This is a genomic window from Streptomyces sp. SD15, from assembly GCF_054462255.1.
Genome location: NZ_JBTLMO010000012.1, coordinates 78,360 through 95,080 on the forward strand (window position 1 = coordinate 78,360; position 16,721 = coordinate 95,080).

The window sequence follows — 16,721 nt, forward strand, 5'->3', positions numbered from 1 at the left end:
CCGCCCGCCTCCCGTTTTACGGGGTGGGAAGCGGACGGCCGGGGTGGGGCGCTGTGGCGCTACGGGCGCCAGCTCGCGAGGACGCCCTCGTAGACCTCCGCGTCCGTCAGTTCGCGGGGGGTCGGGCCCGCGTGGAAGAAGGCCGTGTTGTCGGTCTTCAGCTTGCGGAGGTAGTCGAAGGCCTTGTTGTCGTGCTCACCGAACGCGACGAAGGAGAAGAAGACGGTGGGGTGGTTCTTGGCCGCGTCCGTGAGGGACTGGGTGGCCGGGGTCTTGGCGTCCGGGGCGCCGTCCGTCTGGAAGATCACCAGGGCGGGGTCCGTCGTGCCGGACTTCTCGTAGTGGGTGACGATCTCTTCGACCGCCGCGTGGTAGCTCGTACGGCCCATGCGGCCGAGGCCGGCGTGCAGGTCGTCGATCTTGTTCTCGTGCTCGGGGAGGGTGAGCTCGCCGGTGCCGTCCAGTTCGGTGGAGAAGAAGACGACGTGGACGGTCGACTCCGGGTCGAGGTGGGCGGCGAGGGCGAGGGTTTGTTCGCCGAGGGCCTGGGCGGAGCCGTCCTTGTAGTACGGGCGCATCGACGCGGAGCGGTCCAGGACGAGGTAGGTCTTTGCGCGCGTGCCGGTGAGGTCCCTCTTTGCGAGGGCCGTCCCTGCTTCGTTGTACGCGGTGACCAGGGCCGGGGCGTGGGTCTTGACGTGGGTGAGGGGGGTGGCGGCCTCGGCTTCGCCATCGGCCGTCTCGTTCCCGCCCGCACCACCCGTGCGGCTTTCGTCGTCGGCTGCGGGTGGCCCCTGTGGGGCCTCATCGCCGTCGGCGGCCGCCGGTTCGTCCACGAGGTCGCCCGCTTGCGCGGCGACGGGTTCCGGTGCCGGAGCGGCGGCGGGCTCTTCGCCCTTCGGCTGCGGCTCGGAGACCTCCTCCGGCTCGGACTCCGCGACCTTCGGGGTCTCAGCGACAGGCTCAGGCACCACGGCCGGCTCGGGCTCGACCACAGCCGCGGCCTCGGGCTCGACGACAACGTCCGGCTCGGCTGCCTCAGCCTCAGCCGCGGGCTCAGCCGCAACGTCCGGCTCAGGTGTCTCCGCCTCGGCCGCGGCCGCAACCGCGGGCTCAGCCGCAGCTTCCGGCTCGGGTGTCTCCGCCTTGAGCTCGGCTGCGACCTCCGGCTTCGGTTCGGGTGCGGGCGTCTCCGCGACAGCGTCGGCTTCGGGCTCGGTCGTAACCTCGGGCTCAGCCTCAGCCTCGGGCTCGGCCATAACTTCCGGCTTCGGTTCGGGTGCGGGTGCCTCTGCGACAGCGTCGGCTTCGGGCTCGGTCGTAACCTCGGGCTCAGCCTCAGCCTCGGGCTCGGCCATAACTTCCGGCTTCGGTTCGGGTGCGGGTGCCTCTGCGACAGCGTCGGCTTCGGGCTCGGTCGTAACCTCGGGCTCAGCCTCAGCCTCGGGCTCGGCCATAACTTCCGGCTTCGGTTCGGGTGCGGGTGCCTCTGCGACAGCCTCGGCTTCGGGCTCGGTCGCAATCTCGGGCTCAGCCTCAGCCGCGACCTCAGCCCCAATCCCAGCTTCAGCCTCGGGCTCGGGGACAATCTCTGGCTCGGCTGCAAGCTCCGGCTTCGGTTCGGGTGCGGGCGTCTCCGCGACAGCCTCGGCTTCGGGCTCGGTCGCAATCTCGGGCTCAGCCTCAGCCGCGATCTCAGCCTCAGCCTCAGCCTCAGCCTCAGCCTTTGCCTCGGTCTTGGCATCCGGGGCCGCGGTCGGCTCTGGCTGTGTGGGCTTGGGGACCGTCACGTTGTCGAAGGCTGCTGACACCAGGTCGTCCACTACGGACGGCTTGGGCTCGGCAGTGGACGCCGTCGGCGTCGGCTCGGACGAAGGTGCGGGAATCTTCGGCTCGGCCTCAGGCTCCGCAGGAACCCGCTCGGCCTCAGGCTCCGCAGGAACCGGGGCAGGAGCCGGGTGGGTCTCCTGGGCCGGAATTGTCGTGTTCGAGGTCTCCGCGTCGGCGTCGCGCTCCTCGCGTGAGCGGCCGAACACGTTCCGCAGGAGAGTGAGAATGCCCATGTGCGCAACCCTTCGCATGAGTTGTAGCCCGTCAATCCCTGGCCAGGACGGACACGTAAGGTTAGCCGCCGCCGGTGGTGATCTTGGGCAGGGTCGAGTATCGACGGGTGGTGGTGTCAAGGGCCCCACGGATTCGGCAGGTTCACCCCCCGTTCACCCGTCCGCTGCGTTCCTGCACGCCGTCCCCCCTAGCGTCACGCAGACACCAAGGGCTTTTATGGGGAGAACAAAGTGCGCAGACTCCTGCCGTTGATCGGAACGCCCAGTTCACACCCCGGTGGGCGGTCCGCCCTGACCTGCCGGTTCCGTTGTGGTAACGCCTGCTTCCACGAGGTGCCCAACACCAGCGACAACGAGTACGTCGGTGACGTCATCGCCGGCGCGCTGAGCCGCCGTTCGATGATGCGGGCCGCGGCCGTCGTGACCGTCGCCACCGCCGCGGGCACCGCCGTCGTCGGCACCGGCGCCCCGCAGGCCCAGGCGGCCACGGCGAGCGGCAGCGACACGGCGTACAAGACCCAGAAGGGCGCACGCGGGCTGCGCTTCACCCCCGTCGCCCCCAACACCACCGACGCCGTGGTGATACCCGACGGCTACCGCCAGAACGTCGTCATCCGCTGGGGCGAGCCCATCCTCCGCGGCGCCCCCGCCTTCGACCCGGAGCACCAGACGGCGAAGGCGCAGGCGGCGCAGTTCGGCTACAACAACGACTTCATCGCGCTGCTGCCGCTGCCCGGCGAGCGCGGCCGGCAGATCCTCGTCGCCAATCACGAGTACACCGACGAAATCCTGATGTTCCGCGGGTACGACGCCGCGAACCCGACCCGTGAGCAGGTCGAGATCGCCTGGGCGGCGCACGGCCTGTCCGCCGTGGTCGTCGAGGAGGACCGGAAGACCGGCAAGCTCACCGCCGTCCCGCGCCACCAGCTCAACCGCCGCGTCACCGCCACCACCGAGTTCCGGATCACCGGCCCGGCAGCGGGGTCCGACCTTCTCAAGACCTCCGCCGACCCCACCGGCACCAAGGCCCTCGGCACCCTCAACAACTGTGCCGGCGGCACGACTCCGTGGGGCACGACCCTGCACGGCGAGGAGAACTTCAACCAGTACTTCGCCAACAGCAGCCGGGCGACGGACACGCGCTACGGAATCGGCACCGGCGCCAGCGAGCGCAAGTGGGAGCGTTTCGACAAGCGGTTCGATGTCGCCCAGGAGCCGAACGAGGTCCACCGCTTCGGCTACGTCGTCGAGCTCGACCCGTACGACCCCAGCTCCACGCCCCGCAAGCACACCGCGCTGGGCCGCTTCAAGCACGAGGGCGCGACCGTGCGGCTGACGCACGACGGCCGGCCGGTCATCTACACCGGCGACGACGAGCGCTTCGACTACTTCTACAAGTTCGTCGGCAGCAAGAAGATGAAGCGCGGGAGCGGGCGGGCCGTCCGCGAGCACAATCTCTCGCTGCTCGACGAAGGAACGCTGTACGTCGCGAAGCTGACCGGCGACTCCCCGGCGATCGAGATCGACGGCACCGGAAAGCTCCCCGAGGACGGTGAGTTCGACGGCAGCGGCGAGTGGATCCCGCTGGCCACCGCGACCGCGAAGGGCGCCGTCTCGCACGTCGAGGGCATGTCCGCCGACGAGGTGTTCGTCTTCACCCGGCTGGCCGGTGACAAGGTGGGCGCCACGAAGATGGACCGGCCCGAGGACATCGAGCCCTCCCCGGTGACCGGCAAGGTCTACGTCGCGCTGACCAACAACACCAACCGCGGTGTCGGCAGCAACGCCAAGGCGGACGAGGCCAACCCGCGCAACGCCAACAAGCACGGCCACATCCTGGAACTCACCGAGCGCTGGAACCGGCCGGAGAGCACCAGGTTCGCCTGGTCGCTGTTCCTCGTCGCGGGCGACCCGACCGACCCGGCCACGTACTTCGCGGGTTTCCCGAAGGAAAAGGTCAGCCCCATCTCCTGCCCGGACAACGTGGCCTTCGACGACCACGGCAACCTGTGGATCTCCACCGACGGCAACCAGCTCGGCTCGCACGACGGACTGTTCGGCGTCGCGACCAAGGGCGACCGGCGCGGTGAGCTCAAGCAGTTCCTGACCGTGCCGAACGGTGCCGAGACCTGCGGCCCGCTCGTCCAGGACCGGCGCGTACTCGTCGCCGTTCAGCACCCGGGCGAGATCTCCGGCGCGACGGTCGAGAAGCCGGCGAGCATCTGGCCCGACGGTGCCGGGAAGATCGTCCGCCCGGCGGTCGTCGCGGTGTGGCGCGCGGACGGCTGCGACATCGGCATCTAGCACCGTGCGGGCCGTCCCTTTGTCCAGGGCCGGCCCGCACGCCGTTGTGCCGAGAACCTCAGTGCGGTGATGTGATCGACCGGGCCGCCGCGACCTCCTGTCGGAGCGGCTCCAGCACGCTTCCCGCGGGCCCCGTGAGATCCGTACGGACCGCGAAGAGTACGTCCGTCTCGTGCAGCCCCTGCGACAACTCCCGTAGCTGAAGCACGATGTGGGACACCTCGAGCGGCGACGGGGGCTGGGCTCCGTGCCGGACGCGCACCCCGGCCGCGGTCGTCGCGTCCACGATCCGCTCGACGGCGACGACGAGCGGCAGCCAGGCGGCGGCGCGGCGTCCGTTGGGCGGGGGTTCGCTGAGGGCGCGCTGGAACTCCGTACGGATGGCGGACAGGTCGCGGTAGAGGCGACGCCGCATCCGGGCGCGTGCAGCGGGGTCGACGTCGTCGCCGAACGCGTACTCCACATAGCGGGCGGTGTCGGCGACCGCGTTCGCGAGCCGGTCGCCGACCCGGGTGTGCCAGCTCTCCGGCCACAGCAGATAACCGGCGACGATCGCGATCGCGCACCCCATGAGGGAGTCGACCAGCCGGGGCACCAGCAGGGCGGTGCCCTGGCGGCTGAGGACGTCGGAGAGGAGGAGGATCACGGGGGTGACGGCGGCGGTCTGGTGGCCGTATCCCCGTGGGGTGAGGACCGGGATGAGCGGGGCGAGGACGAACAGCACCGGCACGTCCCACCAGCCGAGCGGCACCACGGCGAGGACCCCGGCCGCGACGACCAGCCCGGCGACCGTGCCCACCGCGCGCAACAGCGCCCGGGAGAAGACCGACCCGAAGTCGGGCTTCATGACGAAGGTGATGGTCAGGGCGACCCAGTAGGAGCGCGGCACCAGCACGAGCGAGACCAGGGCCTGCGCGAGGCCGATGCACAGGGCGAGGCGCAGGCCGTAGCGCCAGGAGGCGGCGGACATGACGACGTTGCGCGCGGCGCGCGCGCCGCGGATGCGCAGGGCGGCGGGCCGGCCGAGCCGGTCGTCGACGTTGCGCGGGTCCCTCGTTCCGGCGGACTGGTCGGTGACGACATCGGCGGCGTGCCGTAGCGCGTGGTTGACGGCGCGCGAGGTCTCGTTGGTCGCGACCGGGAGCCGGAGCCCTATCGGCCCGCTGTAGCCGGTCTCGATGGCGTCGGCGAGATGGCGTACGGCGTCGGGGACCTCGGGGGGCAGCGGTGCGCCGAACTGGTGGGCGGCCGGGGCGGCCTCGACGACGGGCGAGATGGCGTTCAGCTGAGCGAGCAGCCGTACGAGGTCGGGGCTGCGACCGTGGTGGAATGCGCGCAGGGCGAGGGCGATGTCGTACGACTCGTTGAGGGACCGGGTGACGGCGACGCGCAGGTCGTCGTAGGCGTCGGTGCCGCTCGCGGCGAGCAGGTCCGCCACCGTCCGGTACGTCTGTGCGACGGCCGCCCGCTCCGGTACGCCCGAGCGGAGCGGCCACGCGAGCAGCGCCAGGGCGAGGACGAGGAGGCCGCCGCCGGACATCAGCAGGGGCGCCAGCCACCACGCGCCCGGCAGCGCCAGCCCGGCGCCGATGACGCAGTTGAGGAGCAGCAACAGCCCGGACACGGAGGCCACGGCGCCGATCGTCGAGATCATCCCGGAGACGAGCGCGACGCCGGTGACCGTGCCGACGGCGACCCAGCCGTGGCCGTGGACGAGCGCGCCGATGGTGACGCCGATCGCGCCGAAGAGCTGGGGCACGGCGATGTTGAGGATGCGCATGCGGTAGACGTCCGCGGTGTCGCCGATGACGCCCGACAGGGCGCCCATGGAGGCGAGGGCGCCGTAGGCGGGGTTGCCCACCGCGAGGCCGATGGCGAGCGGCAGCGTCATCGCGATCGCGGCGCGGGCGGCGGCGGCCCAGGGGACGGGGGCCGGCTCCGCCCGGAGGTTTCTGGCCAGCCAGTCGGGAGGGCTGAGGTCGATGGGCAACTGGCGGGACATGGCCCCATTATGGCCGCACCGTGCAACCGCTTCCGGGTTCATTTTCGCTGGTGGAGGACGACATCGACGACGAGCGCGCGGTGGTCGCTGCCGGTGATGCCGAAGAAGGTGGCCTTGTGCGCGGAGAAGTCCTCGGAGACGAGGACGTGGTCGATCTGGGCGCCGAGGGTGGGAGTGGTCGGGGCGGGCCAGCTCGGGGCGCGAGGGGAGCCCGCCAGCCGGGAGGCGTCGCGCAGGCCGGTGTCGAGGATGCGGCGGAACGCGGCGTGGTCCTGGGAGGCGTTGAAGTCCCCGGCGAGGATGGTGGGGGTGTTCCTGTCCCCGGCGGCGTAGTCGCGCAGTTCGCCGAGTTCGCCGCGCCACACGTCGAGTTGTCCGGGCAGCGGGGGCATGGGATGCGCGAGCTGGAGCCGTACGGCATGCCCGTCGACGTCGGCCACGGCTCCCGGCATCCCCATCGTCCCGCGCACGCCGTCCGCTCTTGTGAGCGGGAACCGGCTGATGATCACGGATCCGTCGGACCCGGCGCCCTCGACGGAGGCGCGGTAGGGATACGCGCCCCCTTGGAAGGTGTTCCGGAGCGCGGTGGAGCAGGTGGTCTCGCACTCCTGAACGAACACGATGTCGGGCCGCTGCCGTTCGACGGCGGTGATCAGTGACTCCGTTCCCGCCCCGAACTGCACGTTGGAAGTCATCACCCGCAGCTCGGCGAGGGAAGCCCCACTCGGCTCATCGGTCTTGCCGTACGGCTCGATGAACCAGGCGAGCGCCCCCAGCACCAGCACGCCCCACAGCATCCCGACCCGCCAGCGCGAGAACAGCGCGAGCACCAGGCCGAGTCCGGTCGGCGCGAGGAGCCAGGGCAGGAAGGCGAGCAGTTGCGGCACGGGGGTGATCCCGTCGGTGTCGGCGGCCCGGCACCCGACCACGACACTCACCCCGGCCAGCAGCAGTCCGGCCGCCCAGGCCCCGGCCGTCCGCCCGCCCGACCGCCGCCGCTCCCGCTCGTCCGGGCCCGCCCAGTCGGCTGCCGCAGTGTCCAAGTCCCGGCCTTCCGCTGGTTCGAGTGGGGTGGCGAATCCTTTCTCAAAGACGGGAGGAGCGGGGGAATGGTTGACGTGCGAAGGGCGGCCGCGGCCCACCCGTCCGGCCCAGGGATTACGGCGTGATGGAGGTGCGGTCCGCCGTGGCCAGGGACCACATGACGAAGACCGCGAGGGCGATGGCGATGACGGACCAGACGGGGGCGTAGGGGAGGAACAAGAAGTACTCGATCATGAAGAGGGCGGTGAGGCCGATGCCCACGCCGCGCGCCCAGGTCGCGCCCTTCAGGATGCCCCAGCCGGTGATGGCCACCAGGACGCCGATGGCGAGGTGGATCCAGCCCCAGGTGGTGAGGTTGAACTCGTAGATGTAGGTGCCGATGCGCTGGTAGACGTCGTTCGACGCGATCCCCGCGATGCCGTTGAGCACGCCCACGACGCCGATGACCATCATCAGGACGCCGGCGAAGACCGTGCCGCCCAGGGCCCAGGACGAGCCGCCGGGGGGCTGGGGGGTGGGGGTCACGGTGTGCTGAGAAGCCATGCGGGTGCCTCCTCGGGGCCGGGAGTTCACCCGCAGGTTCGCCCGGGGGAGGCGGCGCCGCACTCGGGGTGGGCCGAATGGGTTACCCGGTCGGCCGGGGGCTGTTTTCCACTCGGGTCAGGAACTCCGCCAGCGCCCCGTTGAACTCCTCCGCCCGCTCCAGGTTCGGCATGTGGGCCGCCGACTCGACCACGCGGAGCGTCGAGTCGGGCAGCGCCGCGTGCATCGCCTCCGCGTCGGAGACCGGGGTGTACTCGTCGTCGGCGCCCACGACGACGAGGGCCGGGACGGTGACCCGGGTCAGCAGGTCGCGGTAGTCGGGGCGTTCCGCCCGCCCCCGTAGGGCCGCCGCCGCGCCTTCGGCCGGTGTGGCGGTCATCATGCGGTGCACGTGCGCCGCGACCTCCGCGTCCGCGTACGGCGCGACCATCTTGTGCAGCACCTCGTCGGCGTAGCCCCGCATCCCCTCGCGCAGCAGCCGGTCCGCCATGTCGGCGCGGGCCTTCCTGCCCTCCGGTGTCTCGGCGGCCGGGAACGTGTCGGCCAGCACCAGTCCCCGGATCCGCTCCGGGAACTGCCGGTGGCACTCCATCGCGATCTGCCCGCCCATGGAGAGCCCGGCCAGCACGAACTCGGTCACGCCCAGGTCGTCCAGGAGCGCCGCGATGTCCTCGGCGAAGGTGGCGAGCGGGGTGATGCCGGGGACCACCGGGGACGCGCCGTAGCCGCGCAGGTCCGGGGCGATGACGCGGTGGGTGGGGGAGAAGGCGGTGATCTGCGGGGCCCACATGGTGTGGTCGAAGGGGTGGCCGTGGATCAGGACGAGAGGGAGCGCCGACGAGCCGACGCCCCCTTTGTCCTCGTACGCGAGGAAGGGTGCCATGGTCACGACCCTAGGTCCGGCCAACTCCTCGGTGCAATAAGATCTTTGCTCTCGGTGCAATGTGTGTGGGTTGAGGGGGCTGTCGAATGGGCGATCAACGTCGCATGGACGATCACCGCGGCGTGGGCGATCACCGCCGCGTGGACGACTACCGGCGCATCGCCGATCGGCTCGCCGACGACATCGCCGCGGGGCGGCTCACGCCCGGCGAACGGCTGCCCCCGCAGCGGGCGTTCGCCCGGCGGCGCGGGATCGCCGGGTCGACGGCGGGGCGGGTGTACGGGGAGCTGGTGCGGCGCGGGCTGGTGGTCGGCGAGGTCGGGCGCGGCACGTTCGTCCGCGCCGCCCCGGTGCCCTCGGGTCGTGCGCTCACCGAGCCGACGGCCGCCACCGCGACGGTCGACATGCAGCTCAACTACCCGTCCGCGCCCGGCCAGTCGGAGCTGCTGGCCCCCGCCCTCGCCCCGCTGCTGCGCCCCGACGTCCTCGCGGAGTCCCTGCGTACGGCTCCCGCCACCGGCACGGCCCCCGCCCGCGAGGCCGCCGCCGCCCTCCTCACCACCCCGGGCTGGCGCCCCGCCCCGTCCCGGCTGGCCTTCGCCGGCAACGCTCGCCAGGCCATCGCGGCTGCGCTCGCCGCCCTTGTCCGTCCGGGGGGCCGCGTCGGTGTCGAGTCCCTGACGTATCCCCTGGTCAAGGAGATCGCGACGCGCCTGGGCCACACCCTGGTCCCGCTCGCCATGGACGAACAGGGCCTGCGCCCGGACGCCGTCGCCGCGGCCCACCGCTCGGCGCCGCTGTCCGCCGTGTACGTCCAGCCGACGCTGCACAATCCGACGTCGGTGACGATGGGGGACGCGCGCCGCCGCCAACTGGCGACCGTGGCACGGGACGTGGACCTTCCCCTCGTCGAGGACCGCGTCTGGTCCTTCCTTCATGGCGAACATGAGGGACATGGCGGAGATGAGGGCGGCCTCGACCCGCTCGCCGCGTACGCCCCCGAGCGCACCTACGTCGTCGACGGCCTCTCCAAGCGTGTCGCGCCCGGGCTCACGGTCGGCTTCCTCGTCGCCCCGGAGGGCCGGGTCGACGGCGTGGCGGCGGCCCTGCGCTCCGGGGCGTGGACCGCGGGACGCTTCGCTCTGGAGGCCGCGGTCCGCTGGATCGCCGACGGCACGGTCGACCGCCTGGTCCGGGCCAAGCGTGCCGACGCGGCGCGGCGTCAGCGGCTTGTCGCCGAGCACCTCGCCGGGTTCCGCGTACGGGCCGATCCACGGGCGTACCACGCCTGGTGGGAGCTGCCCGCACCCTGGCGGGCGGACACCTTCACGGCGGCAGCGGCGGTGCGCGGGATCGCGGTGACCCCGGGCTCGGCCTTCTCCGCCCAGGCGGCTCCGGACGCGGTCAGGCTCGGACTCGCGTCGGCTGCTCCGCCGGAGCTCGCGCGGGCGCTGCGGACGCTCGCCGATGTCGCGCGTACGCGGCCGTGAGCAAGGCGGTCAGCGTCACCGCGACGCCGAGGGCGACCAGGGCCCAGGAGACGAGGTCTGTACGGAACCCGGGCGTCGATCCGCCCGGAGCCCAGTAACCGCACGGCCGACACCCTCTCAGGTGGAGGGCTCACCCGAACGGGTGTTACCTGGTTTGGGGAGAAGGAGGCCTACATGCGGACCAATCCGACCCTGCGGACCCTTGCCGCGGCCCTGCTCACCGGCGCAGTTGTGACCGCCGTGACGGCGGGCACCTCGGTGGCGGCGGCCCCGCCCGCGCACTTCAGCGGTAATGGCGGCTCCAACAGTCCCGTATGGGGCATCATCCGCTCCGGCGGATACCTGAACGTACGACTGCTGCCCACCGCGAACTCAGCCGTCGTCTACCGGCTTTCGCCGGGCAGCCTGGACCGCGTCGAGTGCGCGGTACGCGGGGACAGCTTCTTCGGCATCTCGACCTGGTACTGGCTCGTCGGGGCGCGGGGCTGGGTCAGCGCCGCGTTCGTGGACACCTACGGGCGGGGAGTGCCCAGTTGCTCGAATCTGGGCAACCGGGGCTTCGGCTAGCTCGTACAGCTTCACCGTGTCCGTTCCGTCCACAGGGCTCCTGGGAGTTGCTCCCAGGGGGTAGGTGAGTGAGGGATAGCGCGGGGCCCCGGCAGCCTGCCGGGGCCCCGCGCGCCAGGTGCCGCACATCTGTGTGACCGCACCCGCATGACGGCTTCACCGCGTGGTCGGGTGTCCCTCCGCGTCCTCGTGCGTGTAGTAGCGGTAGAAGCTCACCGCGAACACGCCCGCCGCGACCGCCAGCGACATGATGGTGGACCGCAGTACGGTCTCATCGGCCTGGCTGTAGAGGAAGCCGAAGGCGATGCCCGCGAAGGCGGCCCACAGCACCGCGTGCAGTTCGCGCCTCAGCAGCGTCGCCACCTTGCGGACGCCGACGTAGGCGGCGGCGACCGCGATCGCGACCACGAACCCGAACAGGATGTTCCAGCCCGTGATCGGTCCGGCGTCGCGGTTGATGGCCGCCGCCCAGTACCCGTAGATGAGCCCGCCGACGACGGGCACCGCCCACTTGGCGATGGCATGGGTGCGCGCGTCGAAGATGTCGGGCGTGCCAGATGTGCCTGACGTACCTGATGTACCTGGTGTACCTACTGCGCCTGATGTACGTCGTGCCCCTGACGCCGATGAGCCAGATGCCGCGTGAGCCATGGGAGCACTCCTCTCTCCTCGCCCCTGCCTTCCAGGGCACACCTCGCCCGAGCGGGTGGCAAGTCGGGATGCGGGGGCCCTGGCCACGTGTTTCGCTGAGTTTCATGAAGCTCGTACTCTTCGGCGCCACCGGCATGGTCGGCAGCCGTATCGCCACGGAGGCGTCGTCGCGCGGGCACCAGATCGTGGCGGTGAGCCGGTCCGGGCAGTCCCCGATCCCCGGGGTCACCGCGACCGCCGCGGACGCCTCCGACGCGGTGAAGGTGGCGGAGCTGGCGGCGGGCGCGGACGCGTTGGCCTCGGCGTGTGTGCCACCCAGGGACGGTACCGACCCCAAGGCGCCCTTCCTCGCGATCAACGAGGCGTTGGTGGCGGGGGCCAGGGCGGCCGGAGTGGGCCGGCTCGTGGTCGTCGGCGGCGCGGGCAGCCTGGAGATCTCGCCCGGACAGGCGTTGATCGACCAGCCCGGCTTCCCCGAGGCCTACCTTGCCGAGGCGCTCGCCCACCGCGAAGCCCTCTCCTTCTTCCGCACCGTCCACGACGTCGACTGGACCTACGTCTCGCCCGCCGCGGAGATCGGCCCCGGCACCCGTACCGGCCGGTTCCGGCTGGGCGGTGACCAGCTGCTCACCGACGAGCACGGCAACAGCCGGATCACCGCCGAGGACTACGCCATCGCCTTCGTCGACGAGCTGGAGCAGGACGCGCACCCGCGCGCCCGGATGTCGGTCGCGTACTGACGGCGCACACGTACAAGGGGACACGTATGAGGAACGAGGCGGTGCGGCGAGGTGGACGGCCCGAGATCCACACTCGAACCACCTCCCGCGGGGCGGGCGGACTTCGTCCAACGGCAGAAGCTGCTGCGCGTGCGCGGCCGCAGTGTCGCCTGGGTGCCGCCGCTGCTGCTGCTGGTCGCCATCGGGGTGCTCGACTGGAACACCTCCGACGACTTCCGGATCATCTCCTGGATCGTGCTCGTGCCCGGTATCGCGGCGGCGATCTGCGGGGTGTGGGGCACGGCGGCGTTCACGGTGCTCTCGGTGGCCACCTACGCCACGGTGGACGCGTCCTGGGAGCACCAGTCCCAGACGGGCCTGCCCGACTTCATCCTCGTCACCGTCGGCGGCATCCTCGCCGTGCTGGCCTGCGCGGTCCGCGTCCGCGGCGAGCGGCGCATGCTGCACATGCAGGACGTCGTCGAGACCACCCGGCGCGTCGTGCTGCGCCCGCTGGCGCCGGGCTGGGGCGACCTCGACCACGCGTCCGTGTACCTCGCCGCGGACAGCGAGGCACGCGTCGGCGGCGACTTCTACGACATCCAGCCCGGCCTGTACGGCACCCGCGTCCTGCTCGGTGACGTCCAGGGCAAGGGGCTCGGCGCGGTGGAGGCGGCGGCCGCGCTGCTGGGCACGTTCCGCGAGTCGGCGTACCACGAGCCGCTGCTCAGCACAGTCGCCGACCGCCTGGAGGTACGGATGCTCCGGCAGGTCCGGTACCACGTCGCGCTCGGCGACGACGACGGCGACCGCTTCGCCACCGGGATCCTCGTCGGCTTCCCGGAAGCCGACGAGAACACCATCGAGATCATCAACTTCGGCCATGAACCGCCGCTCGTGATCGCCCCCGACGGCGTGCGCTCGCTGCCGCCCGGGGACGGACTCCCGCTCGGCCTGAGCGAGTTGGCGTACGGCCCGCCGCCCGTGCTCAGCGTCCGGCTGGCTCCCGGCGAGACCCTGCTCCTGGTCACCGACGGTGTCACCGAGGCCCGCGACACCGACGGTGAGTTCTTCCCCCTCCGCGACCGCGTCGCCCGCGCCCTGGCCGAGGACGCGCGCGTCGCGGAGCCCCAGCACCTCGTCCAGTTCGTCCGCGACGGCACACTGCGGCACTGCGACGGCCGGCTGGCCGACGACACCACGATCTTCGCCGTACGACGCCCGCGACAGCCGAGGAGGTGGGGGCAAGCCCAGGCATAGGCGGGCGTTTGCACTCCGCCGTCCCCCCTTTGCACGCGCACCGGCTACGGTGCTGACGTAAGTGATCGATGGGGGAGGGAACCATGCCCGGAACCGTGCTGCTCCTCGCGGCCTCGCCGGTGGGCAAGGGGTGTCTGGTGGACGCGGCGTCCGTACTCCCCGTGCTCGCGGCCGTGTCCCCCGCGGTGCTGTCCGGCACGGACACGGCGAACGTGGTGGAACTGGCCGACCCGCTGGAGCCGCAGGCGGTCCTGACCCGGCTGCGCGCGGCGGCGACGGCCCCCGGCCCGCTGACGATGTTCGTGACGGGCCAGCTCCAACTGGACCGCCGCCAGCGCCTCCCCCACCTCGCGCTGGCCCGCACCACCCCGGCGACCGTCCGCTACACGGGCTTCCCCTGGCACTGGATCACCGAGGAACTGAGGCTGCGTCCGCCGGGCAGCACCGCGCTCCTGGTCGACCTGCACGCCGACGCGGAGACCTGGGAGCACCTGGCGACGAGCACGACGAGCACGACGAGCGCCGGCACCCTCATGGTGGGGACGGGCGTCAGCCTGTACGGCCGCGTCGCCCCGCCGCCGCGCCGGCGCACGGTGGCGTCACCGGCGTACATGAAGGCCGTCGCCACCATCCTGCGCAGCGGCCACCGGCCCGAACTGCCGTTGCTGCACCATCAGTCGCTGGTCCGTGCCGCTGCCGCCGACGCCGAGGGCGGGCAGCCGGGGATCGTCCTTGCGAGCCACGCGCGGGTGCCCGTGGTCCCGGACCCGCATGCCGCGATCACCGCCGCCGCGCAGGCGGGCCGCCACCACGAGGCCGCGACGCTGGCCGCGCGCTGGGAACAGGATGCGAGACGCACCTCGGGCGCCGCGTCCGAACAGGCCCTGCACTGGGCGGAGGTCCGGGCGGACCTGGCGATGCTCGCGGGGGACGCGGCGGGCAGCTGTCGGATCTGGCTGGTGGTGGCGACCACGCGCCTCGACGCGGGGCGGTCCCCCGACGACCCGGTCGTGGAGTCGGCCGTGGACCGGGCCCACCACCAGTGGGGCCGGATCGGCGACCCGGCGCAGGCCCGTGAACTCGGGCCCGCGCTGGCCGACTTGCGCCTGCGCGTTCCGGGACGCCGGCGAGGCGCGCTGGACCATGTCCAGCGGCACCTCAGCCGGCTTCAGGCGCAGGTGTGACACCCGTTCAACTGCTGTTTCAGCTGGTGAAGATGAAGTACTTCCAGGCGCCGTGCGTCGTCGAGTTCACGGTGTCGCCCGACGTGTTGTTGTAGTACGAGGAGCGCACCCGCATGCGGTAGCCCGTCTCGTGGGTGCCGCCGAGCTGCACCTTGGAGACACCCGCGGAGTTCAGCTTGAAGTAGTCGCTGCCGGCGTCGTACCAGGTGCCCTGGTAGTAGACCTCCATCTGCAGCCGCTGCTGACGGTTCGGGTACGCCGTCATCGTCGTGGTGAACAGCGGGTCCTTGGACTTGTGGAAGTAGTAGTACGTCTGGCCGTACACCGACTTCTTCGTGTACTGGCCGCTGATCGCCGTGGACACCTTCACCCGGGCGCCGACGGTGACGCTCACGGTCTTCGGCTTGTAGCGGGAGTCGCCCGTGAACTTCGCCGTGATCTTGGCGTCGCGCTTGAGGTCGAGCCACACCGAGAGGTTGCCGGACGAGTTGACCGTGCCGGCCTTCACCAGCTTGTTGGGCTTGTCGCCGCCGTAGGGGTCGGCGTAGATCTGGACCGAGCGGTTCTTGTAGGTCGAGCCGAGGTGCGCCGTGAACTTCACGTCGGCGCCGTACGCGTACACCTTGCGGTTGTTGTTCAGCGTCAGGGCGGTCGAGGCGCGCGAGACGTCCACCGTCCAGGCGCCGGACGCCGAGGTGTGCGTGGCGTCGCCGGCGTACGAGACCTTGTACGTGACCTTGCCGCCCGCGGGCGGGGTGTCCTTGAAGGAGAACGTGCCGCCGGAGCCGAGGGCCCTGGTGCCGAGCGACTTGCCCTTCGGCGACTCCAGGTCGGTGCGGGTGACGGTGAGCGGGGTCCCGGCGGGCAGCGGCAGGGTCCCGGTGAGCGTGCCGCTGACGGTGAGGGACTTGGCGCGGGTCGCGCTCCCGGGCGCGGTGACCGTCAGCGTCGGCTTCGACTTGGTGGGGGCGTCCAGGACCCGCAGCGAGTACACGCCCTCGCTGTTGGACGACACCGCGAACAGACGGCCGGTGCCGCCCGGCTGCCAGGCCAGCGCGCCGTCGGCCAGCAGGTCCGAGCCGCTGCTCTGCCCGGTGTTGGGGAAGTCGTACTGCCGGACCGGGGTGGTGGCGCCCGGCGTGAAGACGTGCACGTCCGGGTCGTACGAGGAGTCGGAGCCCGCGGCGACGGTGCCGTCGGGGGCGACGGCGGCGGCGTTGGCGTAGTGCTCGGTGGGCAGGGAGCCGGCCGCCGCGAGGTCCGAGGTCTGCCAGACCCAGTCGCGGTCGTCCCCGTTGGCCGTGATGACCTTGCTGCCGTCCGGGGTGAACGCGAGGTCGCTGGTCTGACCGTGGTTGTGGTCGATGAACGCGGTCCGGGCCGCCGTGCCGGCGGCGACGTCGTACACCGCGAGCAGCGAGGAGGAGGTGTACGGGTCTCCCGCGGCCAGCGCGTTCGGCGCGCCCGGCGTGGCGGCCAGGCGCGGGGCGTCCCGCCAGTCGGAGGCGGCGTCCTGGTCCAGGGTGACGACGGGGTCGGCGCCGGTCGTATCGAGGGAGCCGATGTTGCCGTTGTCCGTGGTGCCGTACCCGAACCAGATCTTGCCGCCCGCGACGGCGAGGTACTCCGGCTCGGTGTCGGTGCCCGTCGGGTAGCGCGCGGACTCCGTCAGCGTCGCCGTGTCGATGGCGACGATCGAGTCGTCGTCGCGCGCGGCGGCGTACAGGGTGCCCGAGTCGGCGGAGAGCGCCAGGCCGGTGACGCCCGGCAGGGACGTCACCTGCTTGACGACCGTCCCGCTGTAGTTCGTGACCACGATCTTGCCGTTGCGCGGATCGCTGACGAAGACGTGCTGGTGGACGCCGTCCACCACGAGGTCGCCGGTCGCCATGACCGGCAGGATCTTGGTGGAGTCGGCGGCTGCGGTGGTGACCGTGCCGATGGCCAGGGCGGCGGAACTGAAGACGACCGCGAACGCCGTGGCGATGGGAAGAGTGCGCATACGCACGCT

Annotated in this window: 13 protein-coding genes; 6 read left to right on the forward strand and 7 right to left on the reverse strand. The window is 71.7% G+C overall.

All coding sequences use genetic code 11. From position 1 onward, the window contains the following. Positions 1 to 59 precede the first annotated feature (59 nt). Positions 60 to 2,063 carry a VWA domain-containing protein gene (locus ACX28W_RS14380; RefSeq protein WP_458999417.1) on the reverse strand — a complete coding sequence of 668 codons (2,004 nt, stop codon included), beginning with the start codon at positions 2,061 to 2,063 and terminating at the stop codon, positions 60 to 62. Positions 2,064 to 2,294: 231 nt separating this feature from the next. On the opposite strand from ACX28W_RS14380, the gene ACX28W_RS14385 reads away from it, so the two are divergent. After that, on the forward strand, positions 2,295 to 4,367 hold the full coding sequence (locus tag ACX28W_RS14385; protein WP_458999320.1) for a PhoX family protein: 2,073 nt from the start codon (positions 2,295 to 2,297) through the stop codon (positions 4,365 to 4,367). Positions 4,368 to 4,425: 58 nt separating this feature from the next. Here ACX28W_RS14385 and ACX28W_RS14390 read toward each other — a convergent pair whose 3' ends face one another. The 4 genes from ACX28W_RS14390 to ACX28W_RS14405 form a co-directional block, all read right to left on the reverse strand. Further along, the gene (locus ACX28W_RS14390) at positions 4,426 to 6,369 is read right to left on the reverse strand and encodes an FUSC family protein (protein ID WP_458999321.1); all 1,944 of its coding nucleotides are present in this window, start codon (positions 6,367 to 6,369) and stop codon (positions 4,426 to 4,428) included. Between the two features lie 38 nt (positions 6,370 to 6,407). After that, entirely contained in the window at positions 6,408 to 7,412 is a 1,005-nt protein-coding gene (locus ACX28W_RS14395) for an endonuclease/exonuclease/phosphatase family protein (protein WP_458999322.1), read from the reverse strand. A gap of 115 nt (positions 7,413 to 7,527) precedes the next feature. Continuing rightward, entirely contained in the window at positions 7,528 to 7,956 is a 429-nt protein-coding gene (locus ACX28W_RS14400; RefSeq protein WP_458999323.1) for a DUF7144 family membrane protein, read from the reverse strand. Positions 7,957 to 8,038: 82 nt separating this feature from the next. Beyond that, entirely contained in the window at positions 8,039 to 8,839 is an 801-nt protein-coding gene (locus ACX28W_RS14405) for an alpha/beta fold hydrolase (RefSeq protein WP_458999324.1), read from the reverse strand. Between the two features lie 140 nt (positions 8,840 to 8,979). Here ACX28W_RS14405 and ACX28W_RS14410 point away from each other — a divergent pair, with 140 nt between their 5' ends. After that, positions 8,980 to 10,329, forward strand: coding sequence for an aminotransferase-like domain-containing protein (locus ACX28W_RS14410; RefSeq protein ID WP_458999418.1), 1,350 nt, complete (start codon positions 8,980 to 8,982; stop codon positions 10,327 to 10,329). Between the two features lie 174 nt (positions 10,330 to 10,503). Then, positions 10,504 to 10,896, forward strand: a complete 393-nt coding sequence (locus ACX28W_RS14415; RefSeq protein ID WP_458999325.1) for an SH3 domain-containing protein — start codon at positions 10,504 to 10,506, stop codon at positions 10,894 to 10,896. 156 nt (positions 10,897 to 11,052) lie between these two features. Here the strand turns inward: ACX28W_RS14415 and ACX28W_RS14420 are convergent, their stop codons facing one another. Continuing rightward, positions 11,053 to 11,547, reverse strand: a complete 495-nt coding sequence (locus tag ACX28W_RS14420) for a hypothetical protein (protein WP_458999326.1) — start codon at positions 11,545 to 11,547, stop codon at positions 11,053 to 11,055. A 104-nt stretch (positions 11,548 to 11,651) separates the two neighbouring features. Here ACX28W_RS14420 and ACX28W_RS14425 point away from each other — a divergent pair, with 104 nt between their 5' ends. The 3 genes from ACX28W_RS14425 to ACX28W_RS14435 all read left to right on the forward strand — a co-directional run bounded on the left by ACX28W_RS14425 (position 11,652) and on the right by ACX28W_RS14435 (position 14,710). Then, positions 11,652 to 12,287, forward strand: coding sequence for an NAD(P)-dependent oxidoreductase (locus ACX28W_RS14425; protein WP_458999327.1), 636 nt, complete (start codon positions 11,652 to 11,654; stop codon positions 12,285 to 12,287). A gap of 51 nt (positions 12,288 to 12,338) precedes the next feature. Then, positions 12,339 to 13,526: a PP2C family protein-serine/threonine phosphatase gene (locus ACX28W_RS14430; RefSeq protein WP_458999328.1), complete on the forward strand. Its 1,188-nt coding sequence runs from the start codon at positions 12,339 to 12,341 to the stop codon at positions 13,524 to 13,526. 83 nt (positions 13,527 to 13,609) lie between these two features. Further along, positions 13,610 to 14,710, forward strand: a complete 1,101-nt coding sequence (locus ACX28W_RS14435; protein WP_458999329.1) for a hypothetical protein — start codon at positions 13,610 to 13,612, stop codon at positions 14,708 to 14,710. Positions 14,711 to 14,729: 19 nt separating this feature from the next. On the opposite strand, the gene ACX28W_RS14440 is transcribed toward ACX28W_RS14435, so the two are convergent. After that, a complete protein-coding gene (locus ACX28W_RS14440) occupies positions 14,730 to 16,712 on the reverse strand; it encodes an Ig-like domain repeat protein (RefSeq protein ID WP_458999330.1) in 1,983 nt (660 codons plus the stop codon). Positions 16,713 to 16,721 lie beyond the last annotated feature (9 nt).